Raw genomic sequence first — 22,059 nt, 5'->3', positions numbered from 1 at the left:
GGGGCCCCGCCCGGGGCCGCCCCCGGCGGCGCGGGGGGGGGGGGGGTCCCGGGCCACCCCGGGGCCCCCCCCCCGGCGCGCGGGCCACCGCCCCGCGCGGGGGGGGGGGGGGGGCGCGGGCGCGCCCGGGACGCCCCGGGGCCCGGGGGACGCGCCGGTGTCCGGCCCCCGGCGTGCTGCCGGCCCCGGGCGTGGCCCGGCCGCGCCGGTGCGGGCCATGGGACGTACGGCCGCTCCGCGCAGGCGAACTCCCACCGCCGGAGCGGCCGTTGCTCCCCGGCGGGAGGCGGTCGCGTCCGGGCCGGGCGCGACGGCGCGACCCCCCGCCGACGCGAACGGCGGGCTCCGCTTCGAGCACGTCGTCTTCCGGTACCCCGACGCCCCGCCCGGGTCCCCGCCCGTGCTCGACGGGGTCGATCTGCACGTGCGGCCCGGGGAGACCATGGCGCTCGTCGGGGCCACCGGCAGCGGCAAGACCACGCTCACCGCGCTCGTCCCCCGGCTCCACGAGGCCACCGCCGGGCGGATCACCCTCGACGGGCGGGACATCGCCGCGCTCCCCCGCGAGCGGCTGCGCGAGCTGGTGTCCATGGCCTTCGAGGAACCCACCCTGTTCTCCGCCACCGCCGGGGAGAACGTGCTGATGGGGGCGGAGGGGGCCCAGGAGGACGACCTGGAGCGGGCGTTGGCCGTCGCCCGGGCGGACGGGTTCGTCGCCGCGCTGCCCCGGGGCCACCGCACCCAGGTCGGCGAGCAGGGCCTGAGCCTCTCCGGCGGGCAGCGGCAGCGGCTCGCCCTGGCCCGGGCCGTGATCGGGCGCCCCCGCTTCCTCGTCCTCGACGACCCGCTGTCCGCCCTCGACGTGCACACCGAGGCCCTCGTCGAGAAGGCCCTGCGCGAGGTGCTCGCCACCACGACCGCCCTCGTCGTGGCCCACCGGCCCTCCACCGTGCTCCTCGCGGACCGGGTCGCGCTCCTGTCGGGCGGCCGGATCGCCGCGGTCGGCACCCATCACGAACTGCTGCGCACCAGCGAGGAGTACGCCGAGCTGATGTCGGGCCCGCTCCCCGGGCGGCCCGCGGAAGGAGACGCGCCCCGATGACCTCCGCCGTCGCCGGGCCACCGGACACCGAGGACGAACAGCGGCGCGAGGACCCCGTCGCCCGGGACGTGCTGCCCGCCCCCGAGGGCGCCTCCCCCGCGCTGCTGCGCTCCCTGCTCGCCCCCGTCCGGGGGCGCGTACGGCTCACCGTCGTCCTGCTGCTGCTCCAGCAGGCCGCGGTGCAGGCCGGCCCGCTGCTCGTGGCGTACGCGATCGACCGGGCCGTGCCCGCCGTCCGCCGCGGCGACCACGGTCCGCTCACCGCCATCGGCGCCGCCTACCTGGGGTGCGCGGTGGCCTCGGGCCTGCTCCAGCTGGCGTTCGTCCGGGTGTCGGCCCGCGCCGGCCAGGACGTCCTGCTCGATCTGCGCGGCCGCATCTTCCGGCACGCGCAGGCCCTCGGCATCGACTTCCACGAGCGCTACACCTCCGGCCGGCTGGTCTCCCGCGCCACCACGGACGTGGAGAACCTGCGCGAGCTGCTCAACGACGGCCTCCAGGAACTGCTGGGCATCATCGCCTCGGTGCTCCTCGTCTCGGCGACGCTGCTGTGGCTCGACTGGGGCACCGGGGTCGCCGCCGTCGTCTCGTTCGTCCCCCTCGCCCTGGCCGTCCGCGCCTACCGGCGCCGGTCCCTGGACGTGCACCGCCGCAGGTCCACGGCGACCGCGGCGTTGATCGTGAAGTTCACCGAGACCATGAACGGCATCCGTCCGGTGCAGGCGTTCCGCCGGGAGGCCGCCAACGAGGCGCACTTCGACGAGCTCAACCGGCGCCACCGGCGGACCAACGCGGCCGCGACGATCGCCATGGGCCGCTACGTCCTGACAGCCCGGGCGCTGTCCAACACGGCGCTGGCGGCGATCGTGGTCTGGAGCGCCCACCGGGTCGCCACCGGCTCACTGGAGCTCGGCGTCCTGGCGGCGGCCGTGCTCTACCTGCGGCGCCTGTACGACCCACTGGACCAGCTCGGCATGTTCCTCAACTCGTACCAGTCCGCGGCCGCTTCGCTGGAGAAGATCGCCGGGCTGCTGGCCCAGCACCCCTCCGTGCCGGAGCCCGCCGCCCCCCGTCCCCTGCCGGCGCGCCCGGCCGGGCGGCCCGGCCGCGAGGTGGTCTTCGAGGCGACGCGCTTCGCCTACCGGACGGGCGGCGAGGTCCTGCCCCGCTTCGGGCTCACGCTCGCCGCCGGGCGGACGGTGGCGGTCGTCGGCTCGACGGGCGCCGGCAAGTCCACCCTCGCCAAGCTCCTGGCGCGCTTCCACGACCCGACCGAGGGCCGCGTCCTCCTCGACGGCGTCCCGCTCGGCGACCTGTCGACGGCCGAGCTGCGCCGGAACGTGGTGATGGTGACGCAGGAGGCGTTCCTCTTCTCCGGCACGATCGCCGACAACATCGCCATCGGCCGCCCGGACGCCGGCCGCGCGGACGTCGAGCGCGCCGCGAAGGCCATCGGGGCCCACGACTTCATCGCCGCCCTGCCCGACGGCTACGACACGGACGTCCGCAAGCGCGGCGGCCGCATCTCCGCGGGCCAGCGCCAACTGGTGTCCTTCGCCCGCGCGCTGCTCGCCGACCCGGCCGTCCTCATCCTCGACGAGGCGACGTCCTCCCTGGACATCCCGGGCGAGCGGGCGGTGCAGCGCGCCCTGCGCACGGTGTTGCGGGGGCGGACGGCGGTGGTCATCGCGCACCGGCTGTCCACGGTGGAGATCGCCGACCGGGTGCTGGTGATGGAGGACGGCCGGATCGTGGAGGACGGCACTCCGGCCGAACTCACCTCGGGCGGTGGCCGGTTCGCCGAGCTGCACCGGGCGTGGCGGGAGAGCCTGGCCTGATCCCTGCCGGCCGGCCCTTACCGGCCGACGGGCACGGGCGGCAGGGACAGGGGCGCGGTGAGGCGGTCGGCACCCGGCGGGACGGGGACGGCGGCGAAGATCGCGTCCTGCCGCGCCTGGAGCTCCCTGGCCCGTTCGGGGGTGGTGGTGGGCAGGCGCTGCTCCTCGTACAGCTCGTGCGTGACCTCCTGGGCGTGCTTGCCCGCCGGGGTGTGGAACTGGGCCTCGAAGAGGTGCTGCGAACGCGGCGCGCGCCACGCGGAGTTGATCGCCTTGTAGCCCTTGGGGCGGGTCCAGGTGTTGGACCACCGGTTGCTGTCGTTGCCCCAGGCGGACAGCACGGTGGAGGCCACGGCGACGCCCGCGGTGTAGCGGTTGTCGGGCCACTGCAGGGTGTAGCGCACCGAGTCCCGGATCCCGGCCAGCGCCTCGTTCACCCCCTCGCCCGGGTGCTCCTTCATCGAGGTGGCGACCTTGCGCTTGAGCGAGTCGGGCGACTTGAGGCGGTGGTCGAAGCCGATCAGCTCGGCATGGCTGAGCCGGGCGGCCGCCCGCACCTGGGGGCTGATGGAGCGCTCGGCCTTCCTGGCCCGGTCGAGGAAGGCGTCGACCCTGGCGTTGTCGGCGGGACTCAGCGACAGGCCGTCGCCACGCCAACCGCCGTCCTCGCCCGTCCGGTTGACCGCGCCGGCAGCGCTTCCGGTCCTGTCGGTCAGGGCGGTCGCGGCGGCAGCATGGACAGTGCCCATGCCGAGCGCCGCGGCCATGGCGGCGGCGGTCACAGCCCGTGAAACAGTGCGGCTGAGGTTCATCGGAGTACGTCGTTCCTCTCTCTCGACGGTCAACGCCCGCCACCTCGGAGACGGCCCCGGGGCGGCAGGCGATTCCGAGGAGAGACTCAACACGAACAGCCCCCGCCGCGCGAAACCCCGCCGACCACATCCGGACGAACCTTGACCTGACGGCCCGGAATCCAGAGGATCCGCCCGCTATGCGGACAGCGATCTTTGGCCAACGGACATTTTCCGGCCAACTTGTTGACGCGCTCCTGACATGAACTCGGCTCCGTGGGACTCTTCACCACGACCAGCGCTGGAACACCCCCCACAGGTTCACCCCCACTCCGGTCGAAACCCTTCTTTTTCTCCTCTCTTTTTCTCCACTGGTTCTGCCGTGAACAGCGGACGGCCCCCACGTCGTCCCCTCTCCCATCGGCCACCACCACCCATGTGGTCACCGCAGAAGGAGTCAACGTGAGATCCACCCCCCATAGACGTGCCGTCGCCACCGGCGCCCTCGTCGCCGCCGCCGCGATGCTCACCGTCGGCGTCCAGACGAGTTCCGCCACCACGGGCACGGACACCGCGAAGCCGGCCCCCCGGCAGAAGATCGCCAAGGCCGATCCGGGCGCCCTGCCCGTCAAGTTGTCGCCCTCGCAGCGCGCCGAGCTGATACGCGAGGCCAACGCGACGAAGGCGGAGACCGCGCGCACCCTGGGCCTCGGGGCCAAGGAGAAGCTGGTCGTCAGGGACGTCGTCCAGGACAGGAACGGGACGCTGCACACCCGTTACGAGCGCACCTACGACGGTCTGCCCGTCCTCGGCGGCGACCTGGTGGTCGACTCGACGAAGGCCGGCAAGGCCGGCGAGGTCGCCACCGTCTCCAAAGCGACGAAGCAGCGCCTCGCGCTCGCCACGACCACGCCGTCGCTGTCCGCCGCCACCGCCGAGAAGGACGCCGTCAAGGCCGCGGGCGCGCAGGGCTCCAAGGCGGCCAAGGCCGACAAGGCGCCCCGCAAGGTCGTCTGGGCCGCCCAGGGCAAGCCCGTCCTCGCCTACGAGACCGTGGTGGGCGGCGTCCAGCACGACGGGACCCCCAGCCGGCTGCACGTGATCACCGACGCCAAGTCCGGGAAGAAGCTCTTCGAGTTCCAGGACGTCAAGACCGGCACCGGCAACACGATGTACAGCGGCCAGGTCACCATCGGCACCAGCAAGGTGGGCAGCACCTACCAGCTGTGGGACCAGACCCGCGGCGGCCACAAGACGTACGACCTCAAGCACGCCACGTCCGGCACCGGTTCGATCATCACGTCCCCCAACGACGTCTTCGGCAACGGCACCAACAGCGACCCCGCCACGGCCGGCGCCGACGCGCACTACGGCGCGCAGCTCACCTGGGACTACTACAAGAACGTGCACGGCCGCAGCGGCATCCGCGGCGACGGCGTCGGCGCGTACAGCCGGGTCCACTACGGCAACAACTACGTCAACGCGTTCTGGGACGACAGCTGCTTCTGCATGACGTACGGCGACGGCTCCGGCAACGCCAAGCCGCTGACGTCGATCGACGTGGCCGCGCACGAGATGACCCACGGCGTCACCTCGGCCACCGCCAACCTCACCTACTCCGGTGAGTCCGGCGGCCTCAACGAGGCGACCAGCGACATCTTCGCCGCGGCCGTGGAGTTCTGGGGCAACAACAGCTCCGACCAGGGCGACTACCTCGTCGGCGAGAAGATCAACATCAACGGCAACGGCACGCCGCTGCGTTACATGGACAAGCCGAGCAAGGACGGCCGCTCCAAGGACGCCTGGTACTCCGGCCTCGGCGGCATCGACGTCCACTACTCCTCCGGCCCGGCCAACCACTGGTTCTACCTGGCCTCCGAGGGCAGCGGCAGCAAGGTCATCAACAACGTCCAGTACGACAGCCCGACCTCCGACGGCCTGCCCGTCACCGGCATCGGCCGGGACAACACCGCGAAGATCTGGTTCAAGGCGCTGACCGAGCGGATGCGCTCCAACACCAACTACGCGGGCGCGCGGGACGCCACGCTGTGGGCGGCCGGCGAGCTGTTCGGCGTGGGCAGCGAGACATACAACAACGTGGCCAACGCCTGGGCCGGCATCAACGTCGGCAGCCGCGCCACCACCGGCGTCTCGGTGACCAGCCCCGGCGACCAGACCAGCGTCGTCGACAAGGCCGTCTCGCTCCAGCTCAAGGCGACGGGCACCACCGGCACGCTGACCTGGTCCGCCACCGGGCTGCCGGCCGGCCTGACGATCAACTCCTCGACCGGTCTGGTCTCCGGCACCCCGACCGCCACCGGCACCAGCAATGTGACGGTGACGGCCAAGGACGGCGCCGGCAAGACCGGTTCGGCATCCTTCAAGTGGACCGTCAACACCACCGGCGGGGACAGCGTCTTCGAGAACGGCACCGCGGTGGCCATCCCCGACGCGGGCGCGGCCGTCACCTCGCCCATCGTCGTCACCCGCAGCGGCAACGGCTCGTCGGCGCTGAAGGCGGACGTCAACATCACCCACTCCTACCGCGGCGACCTGACGGTCGACCTGGTGGCCCCCGACGGGAAGACCTGGCGCCTGAAGGACTCCGACGCCTGGGACTCCGACGCGGACGTCAGCGAGACGTACACCGTGGACGCCTCCGGCGTGGCGGCCGGCGGCACCTGGAAGCTCCAGGTCCGGGACGTGTACTCCGGTGACTCGGGGCAGATCGACAAGTGGCGGCTGACCTTCTGACGCCGTGACTTCCTGAGAACGACTGGACCGGGCGCCGCCCGGGGTGAGCGCGGACTCCCCCGGGCGGCGCCTTCGCGTGCCCAAGCCCAAGCCCAAGCGGAATGAGCAATTCGCCCCAATTGACCGTCAGATCCAAAAACTTCAGCGAATCTTTACCAAACCGCAGCCACACGCGCCTCGAAATTCACAGGAAAGCGCACGCGGGTTCGAGCAAACTGACGCTCGGTCGCGACCGCCGCGACCGGCACCCTCACCTGCCAGGAGCTTGTGTGCGCCACACCCGAATAGCCCGTCGTCCCGCCGTCGCGGCGAGCGCGGCCACCATCGCCGCCGCCCTGCTCGCCGCCGGCTTCACCGCCGTCCCGGCCCAGGCCGCCGGCGCCGAGGACCCCGCCAAGGCCCTGGGCCTCGGCGCCAAGGAGAAGCTCGTCGAGCGCGGCACGATCGTCGACGAGGACGGCACCGTCCACGTCCGCTACGAGCGGACCTACGAGGGCCTGCCGGTCATCGGCGGCGACGTGGTCGTCCAGAAGTCGGCCCGCGGCAAGGTCGAGGACGTCACCAAGGCCACCGAGGAGACCATCAAGGTCCCCACCACCAAGGCGAAGCTCCCGGCCCCGATCACCGCCGGCCGCTCCCTGGACGCCGGGAACCTCGACGGCATCGGCACGTTCGTCCGCAACCAGGCTCCCCGCAAGGTCATCTGGGCGGCCGAGGGCAAGCCCCTCCTGGCCTACGAGAGCGTCATCGCCGGTGTCCAGAAGGACGGCACGCCCAGCGAGCGGCACCTGGTCACCGACGCGACGACCGGCAAGACGCTGGACGAGTACGAGGCCATCGAGACGGGCTCCGGCACCGGCCAGTACAACGGCAAGGTGGCGGTCGGCTCCGTGAAGGCCGGCGGCAAGTTCTACATGCAGGACAAGTCGCGCGGCGGGCACGTCACTTACCACGCCAAGAACAAGAACGGCGGCAGCAACTTCCCCGCCTTCGCCAACTCCCGTGACGTCTGGGGCAACGGCAGGCAGAGCAACGGCCAGACGGCCGCCGTGGACGCCCAGTACGGCGCCGCCAAGACCTGGGACTACTACAAGAACGTCCACAAGCGCAAGGGCATCAAGGGCAACGGCAAGGCCGCCAACTCCTTCGTGCACTTCGGCCAGAACTACAAGAACGCCTTCTGGTCCGACTCCTGCTTCTGCATGGTCTACGGCGACGGCCGCGGCAACAACAACCCGCTCACGTCCCTGGACGTGGCCGGCCACGAGATGACCCACGGCGTCACCTCGGCCACCGCGAAGCTGCGCTACAAGGGCGAGTCCGGCGGCCTGAACGAGGCCACCTCGGACATCTTCGGCAGCGCCGTCGAGTTCTACGCCAAGAACAAGAAGGCGCGCGGCAACTACCTCATCGGCGAGCAGATCAACTTCCGCGGCGACCGCAAGCCGCTGCGCTACATGGACAAGCCCAGCAAGGACGGCCACTCGGCCAACTACTGGAGCAAGAACGTCGGCAAGCTCGACGTCCACTACTCCTCGGGCGTGGCCAACCACTTCTTCTACCTGCTCGCCGAGGGCAGCGGCAAGAAGAAGATCAACGGCGTCACCTACAACAGCCCGACCTGGGGCAACAAGAAGGTCCGCGGCATCGGCCGCGGCACCGCCGAGAAGATCTGGTACAAGGCCCTCACCCGCTACATGACCTCCACCACCAACTTCAAGGGCGCGCGCTCCGCGACCCTGAAGGCGGCGCGGGACCTGTACGGCACCAAGAGCGGCCAGTACAAGTCGGTCCAGGCGGCCTGGGACGGCGTGAACGTCAAGTAGCCCACTGCGGCGAGCGGTTGCCCGGAACTCCTCCGGGCGGCCGCTCGCCGTCGTTTTTCCCCGCCATCGATCAGGAGTTCCCCGCGTGCCCCGTCCCACCGCCGCCGTCGGCACGGCCACCGTCGCCGCCCTCCTCGCCACGGGCGTCACCACTGCCCCGGCACAGGCCGCCCCGGGCGCCGACGAGATTCAGGCTGTACAGGTCGGTCATGACGAGCCTTCCTGATCGAGGTGGGTACGGGCGCCTCGCCCGGCGTCGTGACCGGAGCCGCGCTGATCCCACCGGCTCCGCTTCACCGACTCCGCGTAGATCAGGACATCGGTCAGCTTCCGTGCCGTGGCCATCGGCACCGTACCCAGGTACACGTACGGCTCTCCGGAGAGGGAGGCGCGGCCCGTGAGTTGCGGCCACGAGTCCCTGTCGCCGACCCTGACGCCCATCTCCGCCAGCACACGACCCAGCATGAAAGCCATGTCGTCGGCTTTCCTCTTGCCTGCCAGGAAGGCGTCGGCTTGCTGTGCGGCTGCTTCGATGTCCGTGGTCATTGGCACATCGTGGGACTGGCGAGCCGACGAGGCCAGTTTTATGCACGCCTTGGGTTAAAGATCATGATCGGCAGACAGCCGCCCACTCCGTGAGCTTTTCCCTGGCTTGCTCTCCGAAAAGTGCGTGATCTTCATACCTGGTGAACCGGAGAATCAGGTCCTGCACGTCCCGGCCGTCACGGAACACGATCGCCCCCAGATCGAGTTCAGCGGTCGCCAGAGTCTCGTCATAAACCGTGAACGTGTTCAACGCCCCGGAGGTGAAGTGAACTCCCATGGGGATTACGCCGAGCCGGATGTTCGGCTGATGCGTGAGAGAGGCCAGCCGGTCGATCTGCAACGCCAGTTCATCAGGCGGGATGAGCGGATACCTGACAGCCTGCTCGGTCAGAATGAAAGTGAAACGCTTGGACCGGTCGAACAGAACCCTTTGGCGGTCGAGCTTCATGGCAACGGCTTTGGCCTGTTGCTCCGATGGAGCCTGAGCCAGACTGGAACGGATGTATTCAGGTGTGGCCAGAAGTCCCGTGATCATGGACAGCAGGAAGTACCGGAAAGTCGTGGACGATGCCTCAAGGCCGGCCAGTTGCACCTGCTTCTTGTCGAGCCCTTTCCTTCGGAGCGCCCTCCCGTCCTGCCACTCCGTCTGAGCGATCCTGGCCAGGGCCATCACCTCGGCCGCAACGGCAGGGGATGCATGGAGACCCCGGAGGAGCTGTTCCACATCCAGCAGTGACGGACGACTCTTGTTGCCCTCAATCCGGCTGATCTTGGATTGGGACATGTTGCAACGCGCGGCAAGCCGGACCCCTGAGAGCCCGGCTTGTTTGCGGAGACGCTTGAGGATGGCCGCTAGTTCACGTCCCGACTGGTCCAGCCGGTCAGGCTCGATGGCCACCGTTCACGTACTCCTTGAGCGGCACCGATTCCGCGAGTCCGACGCGCTGGTATTCGATGTACGGGGCTGGGTCACCCTCGTAGAGTTCCCGGCTGATCTGAGTGCCGTCCGCCTCGTAGTTCATGAGGACTACTTCTGTCTTGTCGAACAGCCAGAAGTCCTGCACCCCTTCCAGGGGGTTGGGCCGGTCGGTCACATCGAGGATGCGAATGTCATCCCCGGCCAGAGAATGAACCTCGTAGTACATGAACTCAAAGCGGAGGTAGTCCGTCAGAGGTCGTGTGACGATGTGAACGCGCCCCTTGGACCTTCCCTCCGCCCTGATCCTGCGCAGGCCCTCCGTGTACCCGGAGGAGTAGTTCTGTGGATCGATTCGGTGCCCGGCCAAGAAGTCGCGGATGTCACCGTCTTCGCCGGGCACCCTGTACCAGGGAAGTGTCTCAAGCCGCCACGCCTCCCGCTTGAAGCCCTGGACCTTCGCCGTCCAGTTCTCACCATCCAAGAACACGGAAAGCCTCCCTCAGCACGCTCTCGGGGATCTCCACGATCCCTTCCCCCGCCGGGGGCTTGAAGGCGTCGGATGCCTCGCCCTGAACCAGGAAGGATCCGGTGGCCGTGCGGTACACGTTGGGGCAGTCGTCGTTGTTGCAGTTGCCGTTTCCGCTGCCGGTCAGCCGGGTCAGTTCTTCGCGAGCCACGTCACGAACCCCCTAACTCAGACCCCCTGCGGGCCAGTTGTCATGACAGTACGAGCGCGGCGGGTGGGCCGTCCATGCAGGAACGCGACTATGCGCGTCATTGCATAAACCGGGGAGGCGCGCCGACTCGTCGCCCCGACGTGACCGTCTCCCGGCAACGAGACGCTCGCGGGGCGGCACAGGGTCGGCGCGCCGGTCGCGGCGGCTCCCGCAAGGTCCCGCGTCGCCTGGCACTGAACACCTCATCAAGCGATGCGGGGCAGTCCACTTGAACGCGTTCAAAAACAGGTCTACAGTCACAGCCGTCAGCAGTTTTTGAACGCGTTCAAGAAGGAGTGAGGACCTTGGACCTCACCGTCGTCTCCTACGTCATCTACCTCGCCGTCAGCATCGGCCTTACCGTCTGGGTGGCCCGCACCCTCAGCCGGAACGGGCGGGTGTTTCTCGCGGACGTGCTGCACGGGAACGAGAAGCTGGCGGACGCCGTCAACCACCTGCTGGTGGTCGGGTTCTACCTGGTGAACCTGGGATTCATCGCGTTGTATCTGCGCGATGACGGCACGATCGGCAACACCCGCGGGGTGTTCGAGGCGCTCTCGCGTCAGCTCGGGGTAGTGCTGCTCGTGCTCGGTCTGATGCACCTGGGCAACGTCTTCGCGCTCAACAAGTTCCGCCGGCGCGGGCTGCTGGAACGCGAGCAGAACCCGCCGGTGCTGCCGCAGGCGTACACGCAGGTGCAGGGATGACGGCGACCGCCGTCGTCGGAGGCGACCGGGACGCCGGAGGGGACGTCCCGGCCGTCCGCCGGCTGACCGTGCTGTACGACGCGCGGTGCCCGCTGTGCGCGTTCGTGCGCGACTGGCTGGTCCGGCAGCGGCAGTTGGTGCCGCTGGAGCTGGTGCCGGCGGGTTCGCGGGAGGCCAGGCGGAGCCTGCCGGGCCTCGACCACGCGGCCACACTGGAAGAGATCACGGTGGTCGGGGACGGCGGGCAGGTGTACCGGGGAGCCGCCGCCTGGGTGGTGTGCCTCTGGGCGCTGGACAGCTACCGGCCGCTGGCCCACCGGCTCAGCACCCCGTCCGGGATGCGCCTCGCCCGCAACGCGGTACTCACCGCGGCGAAGTACCGCGAGGCGCAGCTGCGGCGGCGGCTCGGCGAGCGGAGGGTGTACGACCCGGTAGCGGGCTGCGACAGCACCTGCGCCGTGCCCGATTAGGCTCTGACCGTGCCAGCAGAGAACGAGCCCCAGCCGGCGAAGGCCAAGAGCGAGCAGACCCGCACCCTGATCCTGGAGACCGCGATGCGGTTGTTCCAGGAGCGGGGCTACGACAGGACCACGATGCGGGCCATCGCCAAGGAGGCCGGGGTCTCCGTCGGCAACGCGTACTACTACTTCGCCGGCAAGGAACACCTCATCCAGGGCTTCTACGACCGGATCGCCGCCGAGCACCGGGCGGCGGTCCGCGACGTCCTCGACCGGGAGACGGACCTGGAGGCGCGGCTGGCCGGGGTGCTGCGGGCGTGGCTGGAGATCGCGGCGCCGTACCACGAGTTCGCGGCCCAGTTCTTCAAGAACGCCGCCGATCCGGAAAGCCCGCTCAGTCCCTTCTCGGCCGAGTCGGAGCACGCCCGTGAGGCGGCCATCGATGTGCACCGCGAGGTGCTGGCGGGCTCGAAGGCGAAGGTTCCGGCGGAGTTGGCGGAGGTGCTGCCGGAGTTGATGTGGCTGTCGCAGATGGGGCTGGTGCTGTACTGGGTGTTCGACCGGTCGCCCGGGCGTGAGCGGAGTCTGCGGCTGGCGGGGCGGGGGGCCAGGTTGACTGCCCGGGGCGTCTCCCTGGCCCGCTTCCGCGTCCTGCGGCCGCTCGTCCACGAGGTGCACGAGTTGTTCACGGACTTCCTGCCGGGGATGGCGCAGACGGCGGCGATGCGGAAGAAGTAGCGGTGCCCCGGCCCTGACCACCCGCCCCGCGTCGGCTACCGCATCAGCACCCCCGCCGCCTCCCCCGAAGCCTCCGCCGGTACCGCCACCAGGCCCATCTCCGCGCCCTGCGCCAGCAGTCGGTGGGCGGGGAGGATGCGGACCGTGTAGCCGAAGGGCCCCGTGCGGTCGAAGGTGAGGGAGCCCTCGTAGAGGAGGCGGCCGTCCAGGGCGGGGGCCGCGGCGGGCTTCAGGGGGAAGGCCGAGGTGCTGGTCAGGCGGTCGGCCGCGTCCACCCTCCCGGCCAGCGCCTGGACCTCGACATCGGAGGGGTCGAGGCCGCCGAGGGCGACGGAGACCCGCAGGGTGACGGTGGAGCCGAGCTCGGCCGTGCCGTTCAACGGGCCGTCGGAGACGGTCTCGACGTGGTCCACGGCGACGCCCGGCCACGCGGCGCGGACGCGGGACTTCCAGGCGGCGAGCTCGCGGGCCGCGTCGGGGGTCAGCGCGCGCTGGGCCTCGGCGGCCGGGTGGTAGAGGCGGCCGACGTACTCGCGGACCATGCGGCCGGCGAGGACCTTGGGGCCGAGCGAGGCCAGTGTGCCGCGGACCATCTCGATCCAGCGGCCGGGCAGGCCGTCCGGTCCGCGGTCGTAGAAGCGCGGGGCGACGCGGTCGGTGAGCAGGTCGTAGAGGGCCGCCGCCTCCAGGTCGTCGCGGCGCTCCTCGTCCGTGCCGGAGCCGTCCGCGGTGGGGATGGCCCAGCCGAAGTCCGGCTCGTACCACTCGTCCCACCAGCCGTCCAGGACCGAGAGGTTGAGACAGCCGTTGAGGGCGGCCTTCATGCCGGAGGTGCCGCACGCCTCCAGGGGGCGGAGGGGGTTGTTGAGCCAGACGTCACAGCCGGGGTAGAGCTTCTGGGCCATGGCCATGCCGTAGTCGGGGAGGAAGACGACGCGGTGGCGGACGGCCGGGTCGTCGGCGAAGCGGACGAGCTCCTGGACGAGGCGCTTGCCGCCGTCGTCCGCCGGGTGGGCCTTGCCCGCGACGACGATCTGGACCGGGCGCTCGGGGTCCAGGAGCAGCCGGGTGAGGCGCTCGCGGTCGCGGAGCATCAGGGTCAGCCGCTTGTAGGAGGGGACGCGGCGGGCGAAGCCGATGGTGAGGACGTCGGGGTCGAGCACCCCGTCGATCCAGCCGAGTTCGGCGGTGCCGGCGCCGCGCTCGCGCCAGGAGGCGCGCAGCCTCTCGCGCACCTCCTCGACGAGCTGTTCGCGCAGGGTGCGGCGGAGCTCCCAGATGTCGGCGTCGGAGATGCCGACGATGGAGTCCCAGCGGTCGGAGCCGCCCAGGGTCAGCGCGTCCTCGGTGCGGCCGGCGCCGACCCGGCGGGCGCCGAGGCGGAAGACCTCGGGGGCCACCCAGGTGGGGGCGTGCACACCGTTGGTGATGGCGCCGATCGGCACCTCGTCGGAGTCGAAGCCGGGCCAGAGGCCGGCGAACATCTGACGGCTGACCTGGCCGTGGAGGGTGGAGACGCCATTGGCGCGCTGGGCCAGGCGCAGGCCCATGACGGCCATGTTGAACAGGGCCGGGTCGCCGCCGGGGTAGTCCTCGGCGCCCAGGGCGAGGACCCGGTCCGGGTCGATGCCGGGGAGTTCGGCGTCGTCGGCGAAGTGGCGGGCGACCAGGCCGCGGTCGAAGCGGTCGATGCCGGCCGGCACGGGGGTGTGGGTGGTGAAGACGGCGCCGGCCCGGACGCTCTCCAGGGCCGCGTCGAAGTCCAGCCCGTTCGCCGCGAGTTCGCGGATGCGTTCCAGGCCGAGGAAGCCCGCGTGCCCCTCGTTGGTGTGGAAGACCTCGGGCGCCGGGTGGCCGGTGAGCCGGCAGTAGGCGCGCACGGCGCGGACGCCGCCGATGCCCAGCAGCATCTCCTGGAGCAGCCGGTGCTCGCTGCCCCCGCCGTAGAGGCGGTCGGTGACGTCGCGCTCGCCGCTGGCGTTCTCCTCGACGTCGGAGTCGAGCAGCAGCAGCGGCACCCGGCCGACCTCGGCCTTCCAGATGTGGGCGTGCAGGGAGCGGCCGCCGGGCAGGGCGAGGGAGACGACGCTGGGCGCGCCGTCGTCCTCGCGCAGCAGGGTCAGCGGGAGCTCGTTGGGGTCGAGCAGCGGGTAGTGCTCCTGCTGCCAGCCCTCGCGGGAGAGGGACTGCCGGAAGTAGCCGTGGCGGTAGAGCAGTCCGACGCCGACGAGCGGGAGGCCGAGGTCGCTGGCGGACTTCAGGTGGTCGCCGGCGAGGATGCCGAGGCCGCCGCTGTACTGCGGCAGGGCGGCGGTGATGCCGAATTCGGGCGAGAAGTAGGCGATCGCGGCCGGCAGTCCGGCGGGCTGCTCCTGGTACCAGCGGTGGCCGGTGAGGTAGTCGTGCAGGTCGTCGGCCGCGGCCGCGAGGCGCCGGCGGAAGCGGCGGTCCTCGGCGAGGGCGGCGAGCCGGGCGGCGGGCACGGCGCCCAGCAGCCGCAGCGGGTCGCCGTCGGCGTCCCGCCATCCCCCGGGGTCGAGGTTCTGGAACAGCTCACGGGTCTCGGGGTGCCAGGACCAGCGCAGATTGCGCGCCAGCTCGCTGAGCGGTCGTAGGGGCTCCGGAAGGACGGGGCGCACGCTGAATCGACGAATGGCCTTCACGTGGACGACGGTAGCGGCGCGGGACCGCGGTCGCGGCCCAAGACGCCAAGTGCCCGCTTCTGCCCGACCCTGTTCTGCCTGACCCTGGCAGGGGCAGGCGGGAACGGGCCCGTTCACGGTTGACTGTGGCCCATGCACACATCCGGTCCCCTGCACGCATCCGGTCCCCCGCACACCTCCGGTCCCATGGACACTCCCGCCGAACTGGGGAACTTCCTGCGCACCCGGCGCGCCCTGCTGCGCCCCGAGGACGTGGGGCTGCCGTCGTACGGAGGGCAGCGCAGGGTGCCGGGGCTCCGGCGGGAGGAGCTGGCGCTGCTGGCCGGGGTGAGCACGGCGTACTACACCCGGCTGGAGCAGGGGCAGTCGGTCAACGCCTCGGACGGGGTGCTGGACGCGCTGGCGCGGGCGCTGCGGCTGGACGCGGACGAGCACGCGCACCTGCGGAACCTGGCCCGGCCCGGCCGGGCGACCCGGCGTCCCGCTCCCCGCCCGGCGGGCGTGCGGCCCGGGGTGCGTCAGCTGGCCGAGGCGATGGGCGAGGTCCCGGTGGTCGTCCTGGACCACCGCTACGACGTCCTGCACTGGAACGCGCTGGGGCACGCGCTGACGGGCGGCCACCTGGCGGCGGACGCCCCGGAGCGGCCGGCGACGCGGCCCAACGCCCAGCGGATGCTGTTCCTGGACCCGCACGCGCGGGAGCTGTACCCGCGGTGGGAGCTGGAGGCCCGGCGGGCGGTGGCGGCGCTGCGGCTGGAGGCCGGGGAGCACCCGGAGGACCGGGCGCTGGCCGAGCTGATCGGTGAACTGTGCATGAAGAGCCCGGAGTTCACGGCGTTGTGGGCGCGGCACAAGGTGCTGTCGTGCACGAGCGGGACGAAGGACTTCCACCATCCGCTGGTGGGTGCCATGACCCTCTCGTACGAGATGCTGCGGGCGCCGGCCGCGGAGGGGGCGGCGCAGTCGGTGCTGGCGTACAGCGCCGAGCCGGGCTCGCCGTCGGAGGCGGCGCTGCGGCTGCTGACTTCCACCCTGACGGCACCGGCGCCGCGCGTGGAACACGACCGCCAGAGGCCGACCGTGCGCTGATGCGCCGGTACGAGGGAGAAATACGTCCCGACTACACCAGGGTGTTCGAAGGCCAGATGTCGCTACGGCCTTCGAAGGCCGGGCCGGGACGCCGTTCCCCCATCCGGCCGTCGCCTACCCCCTTTCGTCACATTGCACACGATCGGCCCAGCGGGGAGACTCCCTACGAGTGACGGAGGTCCCGCCGCCTGCGCCGGGCGGTACCAGGGGAACTACGCACCGGTAGGCCGGGCGGTGCGGGCATGCCCGCCAGGGCCGGGTGGGAAAGCTCCACGGGTGTACGGGACCTCCCCCCGACCCCGCCCGACCCCGGAAAGACCTCTTGTGTGATTCCGCTTTTCCCGCTCTTCAGGTTTTCCGCCGCCCACCCGGGTGAACGCGGGCAGGTGTACTCATGCCCGCGTCCGGCCGGTCGCCGGGGCAGCGGCTAGAAAGAACAGAACGCGCCAGATCCCACGTCAGCTTCCGGGCCTTGCCTCCGGTTTTCCTCGGAACCCAGGTGATTGCATGATCGGTCGCATTCCCGTCCTGGACCTCGCCCCGCTCGTGGACTGCGGCCGCAGACCCGCGAAGGCAGTGGTCGGCGAGTCCTTCGAGGTCACCGCGACGGTCTTCCGCGAGGGCCACGACGCGGTGGGCGCCAATGTGGTGCTGCGGGACGCGACGGGCCGGTGCGGCCCCTGGACGCCGATGCGCGAACTGGCGCCGGGCACCGACCGCTGGGGCGCCGAGGTGACCCCGGACGCGGAGGGCCGCTGGACGTACGCGGTGGAGGCGTGGAGCGACCCGGTCTCCTCGTGGCGGCACGCGGCCCGGGTCAAGATCCCGGCGGGGATCGACACGGATCTGGTGCTGGAGGAGGGCGCCCGGCTGTACGAGCGGGCGGCCGGCGGGGTGCCCAAGAACGGGGGCCGGGAGGCCGTGCTCGCCGCGGTCGACGCCCTGCGGGACGCGCACCGCCCGGTCGCCGACCGCCTCGCGGCGGCGCTGGCCCCCGCCGTCTCCGCCGCCCTGGCGGAGCATCCGCTGCGCGAGCTGGTGACGACGACGCGTCCGGTGCCGCTGCTGGTGGAGCGCGAACGGGCGCTGTACGGCTCGTGGTACGAGCTGTTCCCGCGCTCGGAGGGCGCCGTCGCCGAGGAGGGCCGCCCGCCGCGCACGGGGACGCTGCGCACGGCGGCGAAGCGGCTGCCGGCCGTGGCGGCGATGGGCTTCGACGTCGTCTACCTCCCGCCGGTCCACCCCATCGGCACCTCGTTCCGCAAGGGTCCCAACAACGCCCTGAGCGCGGGCCCGTACGACGTGGGCAGCCCCTGGGCGATCGGTTCGGCGGACGGCGGGCACGACGCGATCCACCCGGACCTGGGCACCTTCGAGGACTTCGACCACTTCGTGGCCCGGGCACGCGAGCTGCGCATGGAGGTCGCCCTCGACTTCGCCCTGCAGTGCTCCCCGGACCACCCCTGGGTGGACAAGCACCCGGAGTGGTTCCACCACCGGGCGGACGGCTCCATCGCGTACGCGGAGAACCCGCCCAAGAAGTACCAGGACATCTACCCCCTCGCCTTCGACGCCGACTTCGACGGCCTGGTGCGGGAGACGCTGCGGCTGCTGCGGCTGTGGATGGGCCACGGTGTGCGCATCTTCCGGGTGGACAATCCGCACACCAAGCCGGTGGTCTTCTGGGAGAAGGTCATCGCGGACATCGGCCGTACCGATCCCGATGTGGTGTTCCTGGCCGAGGCGTTCACCCGGCCGGCGATGATGCGCACGCTCGGCGCGATCGGCTTCCAGCAGTCCTACACCTATTTCACCTGGCGCAACACCAAGCAGGAGCTGACCGGTTACCTCACGGAGCTGTCGCGCGAATCGGCGGCGGTGATGCGTCCCAACCTCTTCGTCAACACCCCCGACATCCTGCACGCCTACCTCCAGGAGGGCGGCCGGGCGGCCTTCGAGATCCGGGCCGTGCTCGCCGCCACGCTCTCCCCGTCGTGGGGCGTCTACGCCGGCTACGAGCTGTGCGAGAACGTCCCCGCGCACCCGGGGAGCGAGGAGTACCTGGATTCCGAGAAATACCAACTGCGGCCGCGCGACTGGGAGTCGGCCGAGCGCGAAGGGCGCAGCCTGGCTCCCCTGATCACCGTGCTCAACCGGCTGCGGCGACGGCACCCGGCTCTGCGCCGCCTGCGCAACCTGCGTTTCCACCACGTCGACAACGACGCGGTCATCGCCTACTCCAAGCGCACCGGCGGCCCCTGCGGCGACTGCGTCCTCACGGTCGTCAACCTCGACCCCCACCACACCCAGGAAGCGACGGTCTCGTTGGACATGCCGGATCTCGGCCTCGACTGGCACGAGTCCGTCCCGGTGCGCGACGAGCTCACCGGCGAGACCTATCACTGGGGCAGGGACAACTATGTGCGCCTTGAGCCGGGCCGCTCGATCGCGCCCGCGCACGTGTTCTCGCTGCGACCGTCCTCACCGATCGGAGGGTCACCCACACCATGATCGTCAATGAGCCCGTACCGGACATGTTCGAGGACACTCCCGCGAAGGACCGGGATCCCGACTGGTTCAAGCGCGCGGTGTTCTACGAGGTCCTCGTACGGTCCTTCCAGGACAGCGACGGCGACGGCATCGGGGACCTGAAGGGGCTGACGGCCAAGCTGGACTATCTGCAGTGGCTCGGCGTCGACTGCCTGTGGCTGCCGCCGTTCTTCCAGTCGCCGCTGCGCGACGGCGGGTACGACGTCTCGGACTACACCTCCGTCCTGCCGGAGTTCGGTGACCTGGCGGACTTCGTGGAGTTCGTGGACGCGGCCCACCAGCGCGGGATGCGCGTCATCATCGACTTTGTCATGAACCATACGAGCGATCAGCACGACTGGTTCCAGCAGTCCCGCACCGATCCCGAGGGCCCGTACGGCGACTACTACGTCTGGGCCGACGACGACAAGCAGTACCAGGACGCGCGGATCATCTTCATCGACACCGAGACGTCCAACTGGACCTTCGACCCGGTCCGCAAGCAGTACTACTGGCACCGGTTCTTCTCCCACCAGCCGGACCTCAACTACGAGAACCCGGCGGTCCAGGAGGAGATCCTCGCGGCCCTGCGGTTCTGGCTGGACCTGGGCATCGACGGCTTCCGGCTGGACGCGGTCCCCTACCTCTTCGCCGAGGAGGGCACCAACTGCGAGAACCTGCCGCGCTCGCACGAATTCCTCAAGCGGGTGCGCGCCGAGATCGACGCCCACTACCCGGACACGGTGCTGCTGGCCGAGGCCAACCAGTGGCCGGAGGACGTGGTCGACTACTTCGGCGACTACGCCCGGGGCGGCGACGAGTGCCACATGGCGTTCCACTTCCCCGTCATGCCGCGGATCTTCATGGCCGTGCGCCGCGAGTCGCGCTACCCGGTCTCCGAGGTCCTCGCCAAGACCCCGGCCATCCCCTCGGGCTGCCAGTGGGGCATCTTCCTGCGCAACCACGACGAGTTGACGCTGGAGATGGTGACCGACGAGGAACGCGACTACATGTACGCGGAGTACGCCAAGGATCCGCGGATGCGTGCCAACATCGGCATCCGGCGCCGACTGGCCCCGCTGCTCGACAACGACCGCAACCAGATCGAGCTGTTCACCGCGCTGCTGCTGTCGCTGCCCGGCTCGCCGATCCTCTACTACGGCGACGAGATCGGCATGGGCGACAACATCTGGCTCGGCGACCGCGACGGCGTGCGGACGCCGATGCAGTGGACGCCCGACCGCAACGCCGGGTTCTCCTCCTGCGACCCGGGGCGGCTGTTCCTGCCGACCATCATGGACCCGGTCTACGGCTACCAGGTCACCAATGTCGAGGCGGCGATGAGCAGTCCGTCCTCGCTGCTGCACTGGACGCGGCGGATGATCGAGATCCGCAAGCAGAACCACGCGTTCGGGATCGGCTCGTACACCGAACTCCCCTCCAGCAACCCGGCGGTGCTGGCCTTCCTGCGGGAGGCCCCCCAGCGGGACGGGACGGACGACCTGGTCCTGTGCGTGAACAATTTCTCCCGCTTCGCACAGCCGACCGAGCTCGATCTGCGCGCCTTCAACGGCCGTCATCCGGTGGAGCTCATCGGTGGCGTCCGCTTCCCGGCCATCGGCGAACTGCCGTATCTGCTGACGCTGGCGGGGCACGGCTTCTACTGGTTCCGGCTGCGCCGCACGGCGCCGGCCGCCGGGGCCTGACCGACCGCTTCACCGACCGCTTCACCGACCGCTTCGTGCGCGGCGGCCCGGGCCGACGCGCACGGCGGTTTCCCCACCCGGGCCCGGGGCACGCTCCTTACTATGGCTCGCCCCGGGTTTCCCGTCCGGCGCACCTGGTGGGCCCGTGATTCCGGCCGGGGGACCGGGGGTTGGCCCCCGGGAGGATGCAGTCGGCCGGGGGACCGGGGGTTGGCCCCCGGGAAGACACAGTCGGCCGGGGGTCTGGGGGTTGGCCCCCGGGAAGACACAGTCGGCCGGGTCCGGGGGTTGGCCCCCGGAAAAAGGCAGTGCCGCACGGACGATCCTGGCGAGACACTCCCGCCGCCTTCGGCGGGGGAACCCCCACGCACCGCACACTGGCCAAAGCCGCAATCCGGGACACCGTGCCCCATCCGTCGTGTGCCCCGGGGAAAGGACACGACGCCATGTCGGACGCCGCACCGCCCCGCCGCGAGGCCCCCCACCGGACGGCGAGCCCGGGGCCACCGCCGTCCGGCCCGGGCCTGCTGCCCTCGCTCGCCCCGCTGCTCGCCCAGTGGCTGCCCCGGCAGCGCTGGTTCGCCGGCAAGGGCAGCCCCGTCACCGGCTTCACCCCGGTCGCCGCGGCCGAGATCCTGCAGGCCGGCGGCGCCGCCCCCGGCCTGCTCCACCTGCTGGTGCGCGCCCACCAGCCCGCCACCGGCGCCGACGACTGCTACCAACTGCTGCTCGGCGTCCAGGATCTGCTGCCGCACCGGCTGGCCCCCGCCCTCATCGGCCGCCCCGACGACGGCCCGCTGCGCGGCCGCGCCGTCTACGAGGGGCTCGCCGACCCCCGCCTCGCCGCCCTCCTGCTGGAACGGCTGCGCGTCCCGGGACGCCTGGGGCCGCTGCGCTTCGGCCGCGAGCCGGACGCCGGGATCCCCGCCGGGCTCGCCCCCCGGCCGCTGGGCGCCGAGCAGTCCAACTCCTCGGTGGTGTACGGCGATACGTTCATCCTCAAGCTCTTCCGCCGCGTCGGCCCCGGCATCAACCCCGACCTCGAACTCCCCAGGGCCCTCGCCCGCGCCGGCTGCACCCGGGTCCCCGCCCCCGCCGCCTGGTTCGAGGCCGACGCCCCCGACGGCGGCGAGCCGATGACGCTCGGCATCCTCCAGCCCTATCTGCCCGGCTCCGCCGACGGCTGGCAGCTCGCCCTCGGTGCCCTCGCCGCCGGCGCCGGCTTCACCGTCTCCGCCCGCGCCCTCGGCCACGCCACCGCCGAGGTCCACCACGCCCTCGCCACCGCCCTGCCCACCACCGTCCTGCACCACGAGCGCCTCGCCCGCATCGCCGACGCCATGCACCGGCGCCTCGACGCCGCCGCCGAGGCCGTCCCGGCCCTGCGCCCCTACCGCCGCGCGCTGCGCACCGCGTACGACGAACTGACCGCGCACCACGCCGCCGTCACCTCCCGGCGGGCCCAGCGCGTCCACGGCGACCTGCACCTGGGACAGGCGCTGCGCACGGCCGCCGACGGCCGCTGGTCGCTGATCGACTTCGAGGGCGAGCCGGCCCGGCCGCTCGCCGAGCGCCGCCGGCCGCAGCCCGTCGAGCAGGACGTCGCGGGCATGCTCCGCTCGTTCGACTACGCCGCGGCGGTCGGCCGGGCGGGCGGCCCCGGGGCCCCCCCCGCCC

17 protein-coding genes and 1 pseudogene are annotated in these 22,059 nt (G+C 71.4%); 12 read left to right on the top strand and 6 right to left on the bottom strand.

Annotation, left to right across the window (positions count from 1 at the left end; all coding sequences use genetic code 11):
• Positions 1–340: 340 nt before the first annotated feature.
• Positions 341–1,102 (top strand): annotated as a pseudogene (locus I5Q34_RS05820) (ABC transporter ATP-binding protein); the annotation flags it as partial.
• Positions 1,099–2,940 carry an ABC transporter ATP-binding protein gene (locus I5Q34_RS05815; protein ID WP_199891067.1) on the top strand — a complete coding sequence of 614 codons (1,842 nt, stop codon included), beginning with the start codon at positions 1,099–1,101 and terminating at the stop codon, positions 2,938–2,940. The pseudogene I5Q34_RS05820 and the gene I5Q34_RS05815, both read left to right, overlap by 4 nt.
• Before the next feature lie 17 nt (positions 2,941–2,957).
• On the opposite strand, the gene I5Q34_RS05810 is transcribed toward I5Q34_RS05815, so the two are convergent.
• On the bottom strand, positions 2,958–3,752 hold the full coding sequence (locus I5Q34_RS05810; RefSeq protein WP_199891066.1) for an ATP nucleotide 3'-pyrophosphokinase: 795 nt from the start codon (positions 3,750–3,752) through the stop codon (positions 2,958–2,960).
• Between the two features lie 441 nt (positions 3,753–4,193).
• On the opposite strand from I5Q34_RS05810, the gene I5Q34_RS05805 reads away from it, so the two are divergent.
• The 3 genes from I5Q34_RS05805 to I5Q34_RS05795 all read left to right on the top strand — a co-directional run bounded on the left by I5Q34_RS05805 (position 4,194) and on the right by I5Q34_RS05795 (position 8,537).
• A complete protein-coding gene (locus I5Q34_RS05805) occupies positions 4,194–6,485 on the top strand; it encodes a M4 family metallopeptidase (RefSeq protein WP_199891065.1) in 2,292 nt (763 codons plus the stop codon).
• A gap of 269 nt (positions 6,486–6,754) precedes the next feature.
• Complete coding sequence (locus I5Q34_RS05800) at positions 6,755–8,311, top strand: M4 family metallopeptidase (protein ID WP_277965641.1); 1,557 nt, start codon at positions 6,755–6,757, stop codon at positions 8,309–8,311.
• An 85-nt stretch (positions 8,312–8,396) separates the two neighbouring features.
• A complete protein-coding gene (locus tag I5Q34_RS05795; RefSeq protein WP_199891063.1) occupies positions 8,397–8,537 on the top strand; it encodes a hypothetical protein in 141 nt (46 codons plus the stop codon).
• Here the strand turns inward: I5Q34_RS05795 and I5Q34_RS05790 are convergent.
• From I5Q34_RS05790 to I5Q34_RS05775, 4 genes are all read right to left on the bottom strand, one after another.
• The gene (locus tag I5Q34_RS05790) at positions 8,519–8,857 is read right to left on the bottom strand and encodes a hypothetical protein (protein ID WP_199891062.1); all 339 of its coding nucleotides are present in this window, start codon (positions 8,855–8,857) and stop codon (positions 8,519–8,521) included. The genes I5Q34_RS05795 and I5Q34_RS05790 overlap by 19 nt on opposite strands.
• 61 nt (positions 8,858–8,918) lie before the next feature.
• Positions 8,919–9,755, bottom strand: coding sequence for a Scr1 family TA system antitoxin-like transcriptional regulator (locus I5Q34_RS05785; RefSeq protein WP_199891061.1), 837 nt, complete (start codon positions 9,753–9,755; stop codon positions 8,919–8,921).
• On the bottom strand, positions 9,739–10,263 hold the full coding sequence (locus I5Q34_RS05780; protein ID WP_199891060.1) for a DUF6879 family protein: 525 nt from the start codon (positions 10,261–10,263) through the stop codon (positions 9,739–9,741). Before I5Q34_RS05780 ends, I5Q34_RS05785 begins: the two co-directional genes overlap by 17 nt.
• Positions 10,247–10,453 carry a hypothetical protein gene (locus I5Q34_RS05775; protein WP_199891059.1) on the bottom strand — a complete coding sequence of 69 codons (207 nt, stop codon included), beginning with the start codon at positions 10,451–10,453 and terminating at the stop codon, positions 10,247–10,249. Before I5Q34_RS05775 ends, I5Q34_RS05780 begins: the two co-directional genes overlap by 17 nt.
• 344 nt (positions 10,454–10,797) lie before the next feature.
• On the opposite strand from I5Q34_RS05775, the gene I5Q34_RS05770 reads away from it, so the two are divergent.
• The 3 genes from I5Q34_RS05770 (at position 10,798) to I5Q34_RS05760 (ending at position 12,395) form a co-directional block, all read left to right on the top strand.
• The gene (locus I5Q34_RS05770; protein ID WP_199891058.1) at positions 10,798–11,199 is read left to right on the top strand and encodes a hypothetical protein; all 402 of its coding nucleotides are present in this window, start codon (positions 10,798–10,800) and stop codon (positions 11,197–11,199) included.
• On the top strand, positions 11,196–11,669 hold the full coding sequence (locus I5Q34_RS05765) for a thiol-disulfide oxidoreductase DCC family protein (protein WP_199891057.1): 474 nt from the start codon (positions 11,196–11,198) through the stop codon (positions 11,667–11,669). The genes I5Q34_RS05770 and I5Q34_RS05765 overlap by 4 nt, the downstream gene beginning before the upstream one ends.
• A gap of 84 nt (positions 11,670–11,753) precedes the next feature.
• Positions 11,754–12,395, top strand: coding sequence for a TetR family transcriptional regulator (locus I5Q34_RS05760; protein ID WP_234428507.1), 642 nt, complete (start codon positions 11,754–11,756; stop codon positions 12,393–12,395).
• 35 nt (positions 12,396–12,430) lie between these two features.
• Here the strand turns inward: I5Q34_RS05760 and glgP are convergent, their stop codons facing one another.
• Positions 12,431–15,058, bottom strand: coding sequence for an alpha-glucan family phosphorylase (gene glgP, locus I5Q34_RS05755; protein ID WP_199891055.1), 2,628 nt, complete (start codon positions 15,056–15,058; stop codon positions 12,431–12,433).
• Between the two features lie 186 nt (positions 15,059–15,244).
• Between glgP and I5Q34_RS05750 the strand changes: the two genes are divergently transcribed.
• From I5Q34_RS05750 to I5Q34_RS05735, 4 genes are all read left to right on the top strand, one after another.
• Complete coding sequence (locus tag I5Q34_RS05750; protein ID WP_199891054.1) at positions 15,245–16,147, top strand: helix-turn-helix domain-containing protein; 903 nt, start codon at positions 15,245–15,247, stop codon at positions 16,145–16,147.
• A 507-nt stretch (positions 16,148–16,654) separates the two neighbouring features.
• A complete protein-coding gene (locus tag I5Q34_RS05745) occupies positions 16,655–18,658 on the top strand; it encodes an alpha-1,4-glucan--maltose-1-phosphate maltosyltransferase (RefSeq protein WP_199891053.1) in 2,004 nt (667 codons plus the stop codon).
• Positions 18,655–20,382, top strand: a complete 1,728-nt coding sequence (treS, locus tag I5Q34_RS05740) for a maltose alpha-D-glucosyltransferase (protein WP_199891052.1) — start codon at positions 18,655–18,657, stop codon at positions 20,380–20,382. The genes I5Q34_RS05745 and treS overlap by 4 nt, the downstream gene beginning before the upstream one ends.
• Before the next feature lie 446 nt (positions 20,383–20,828).
• Positions 20,829–22,059 (top strand): maltokinase (locus I5Q34_RS05735; RefSeq protein WP_199891051.1); only part of this gene is annotated, 1,231 nt, incomplete at its 3' end.

This window comes from Streptomyces sp. AV19 (genome assembly GCF_015999245.1).
GTDB lineage: Bacteria > Actinomycetota > Actinomycetes > Streptomycetales > Streptomycetaceae > Streptomyces.
The sequence above is the reverse complement of the archived record's forward strand: the minus strand, read 5'-3'. Positions and strand labels throughout refer to the sequence as shown.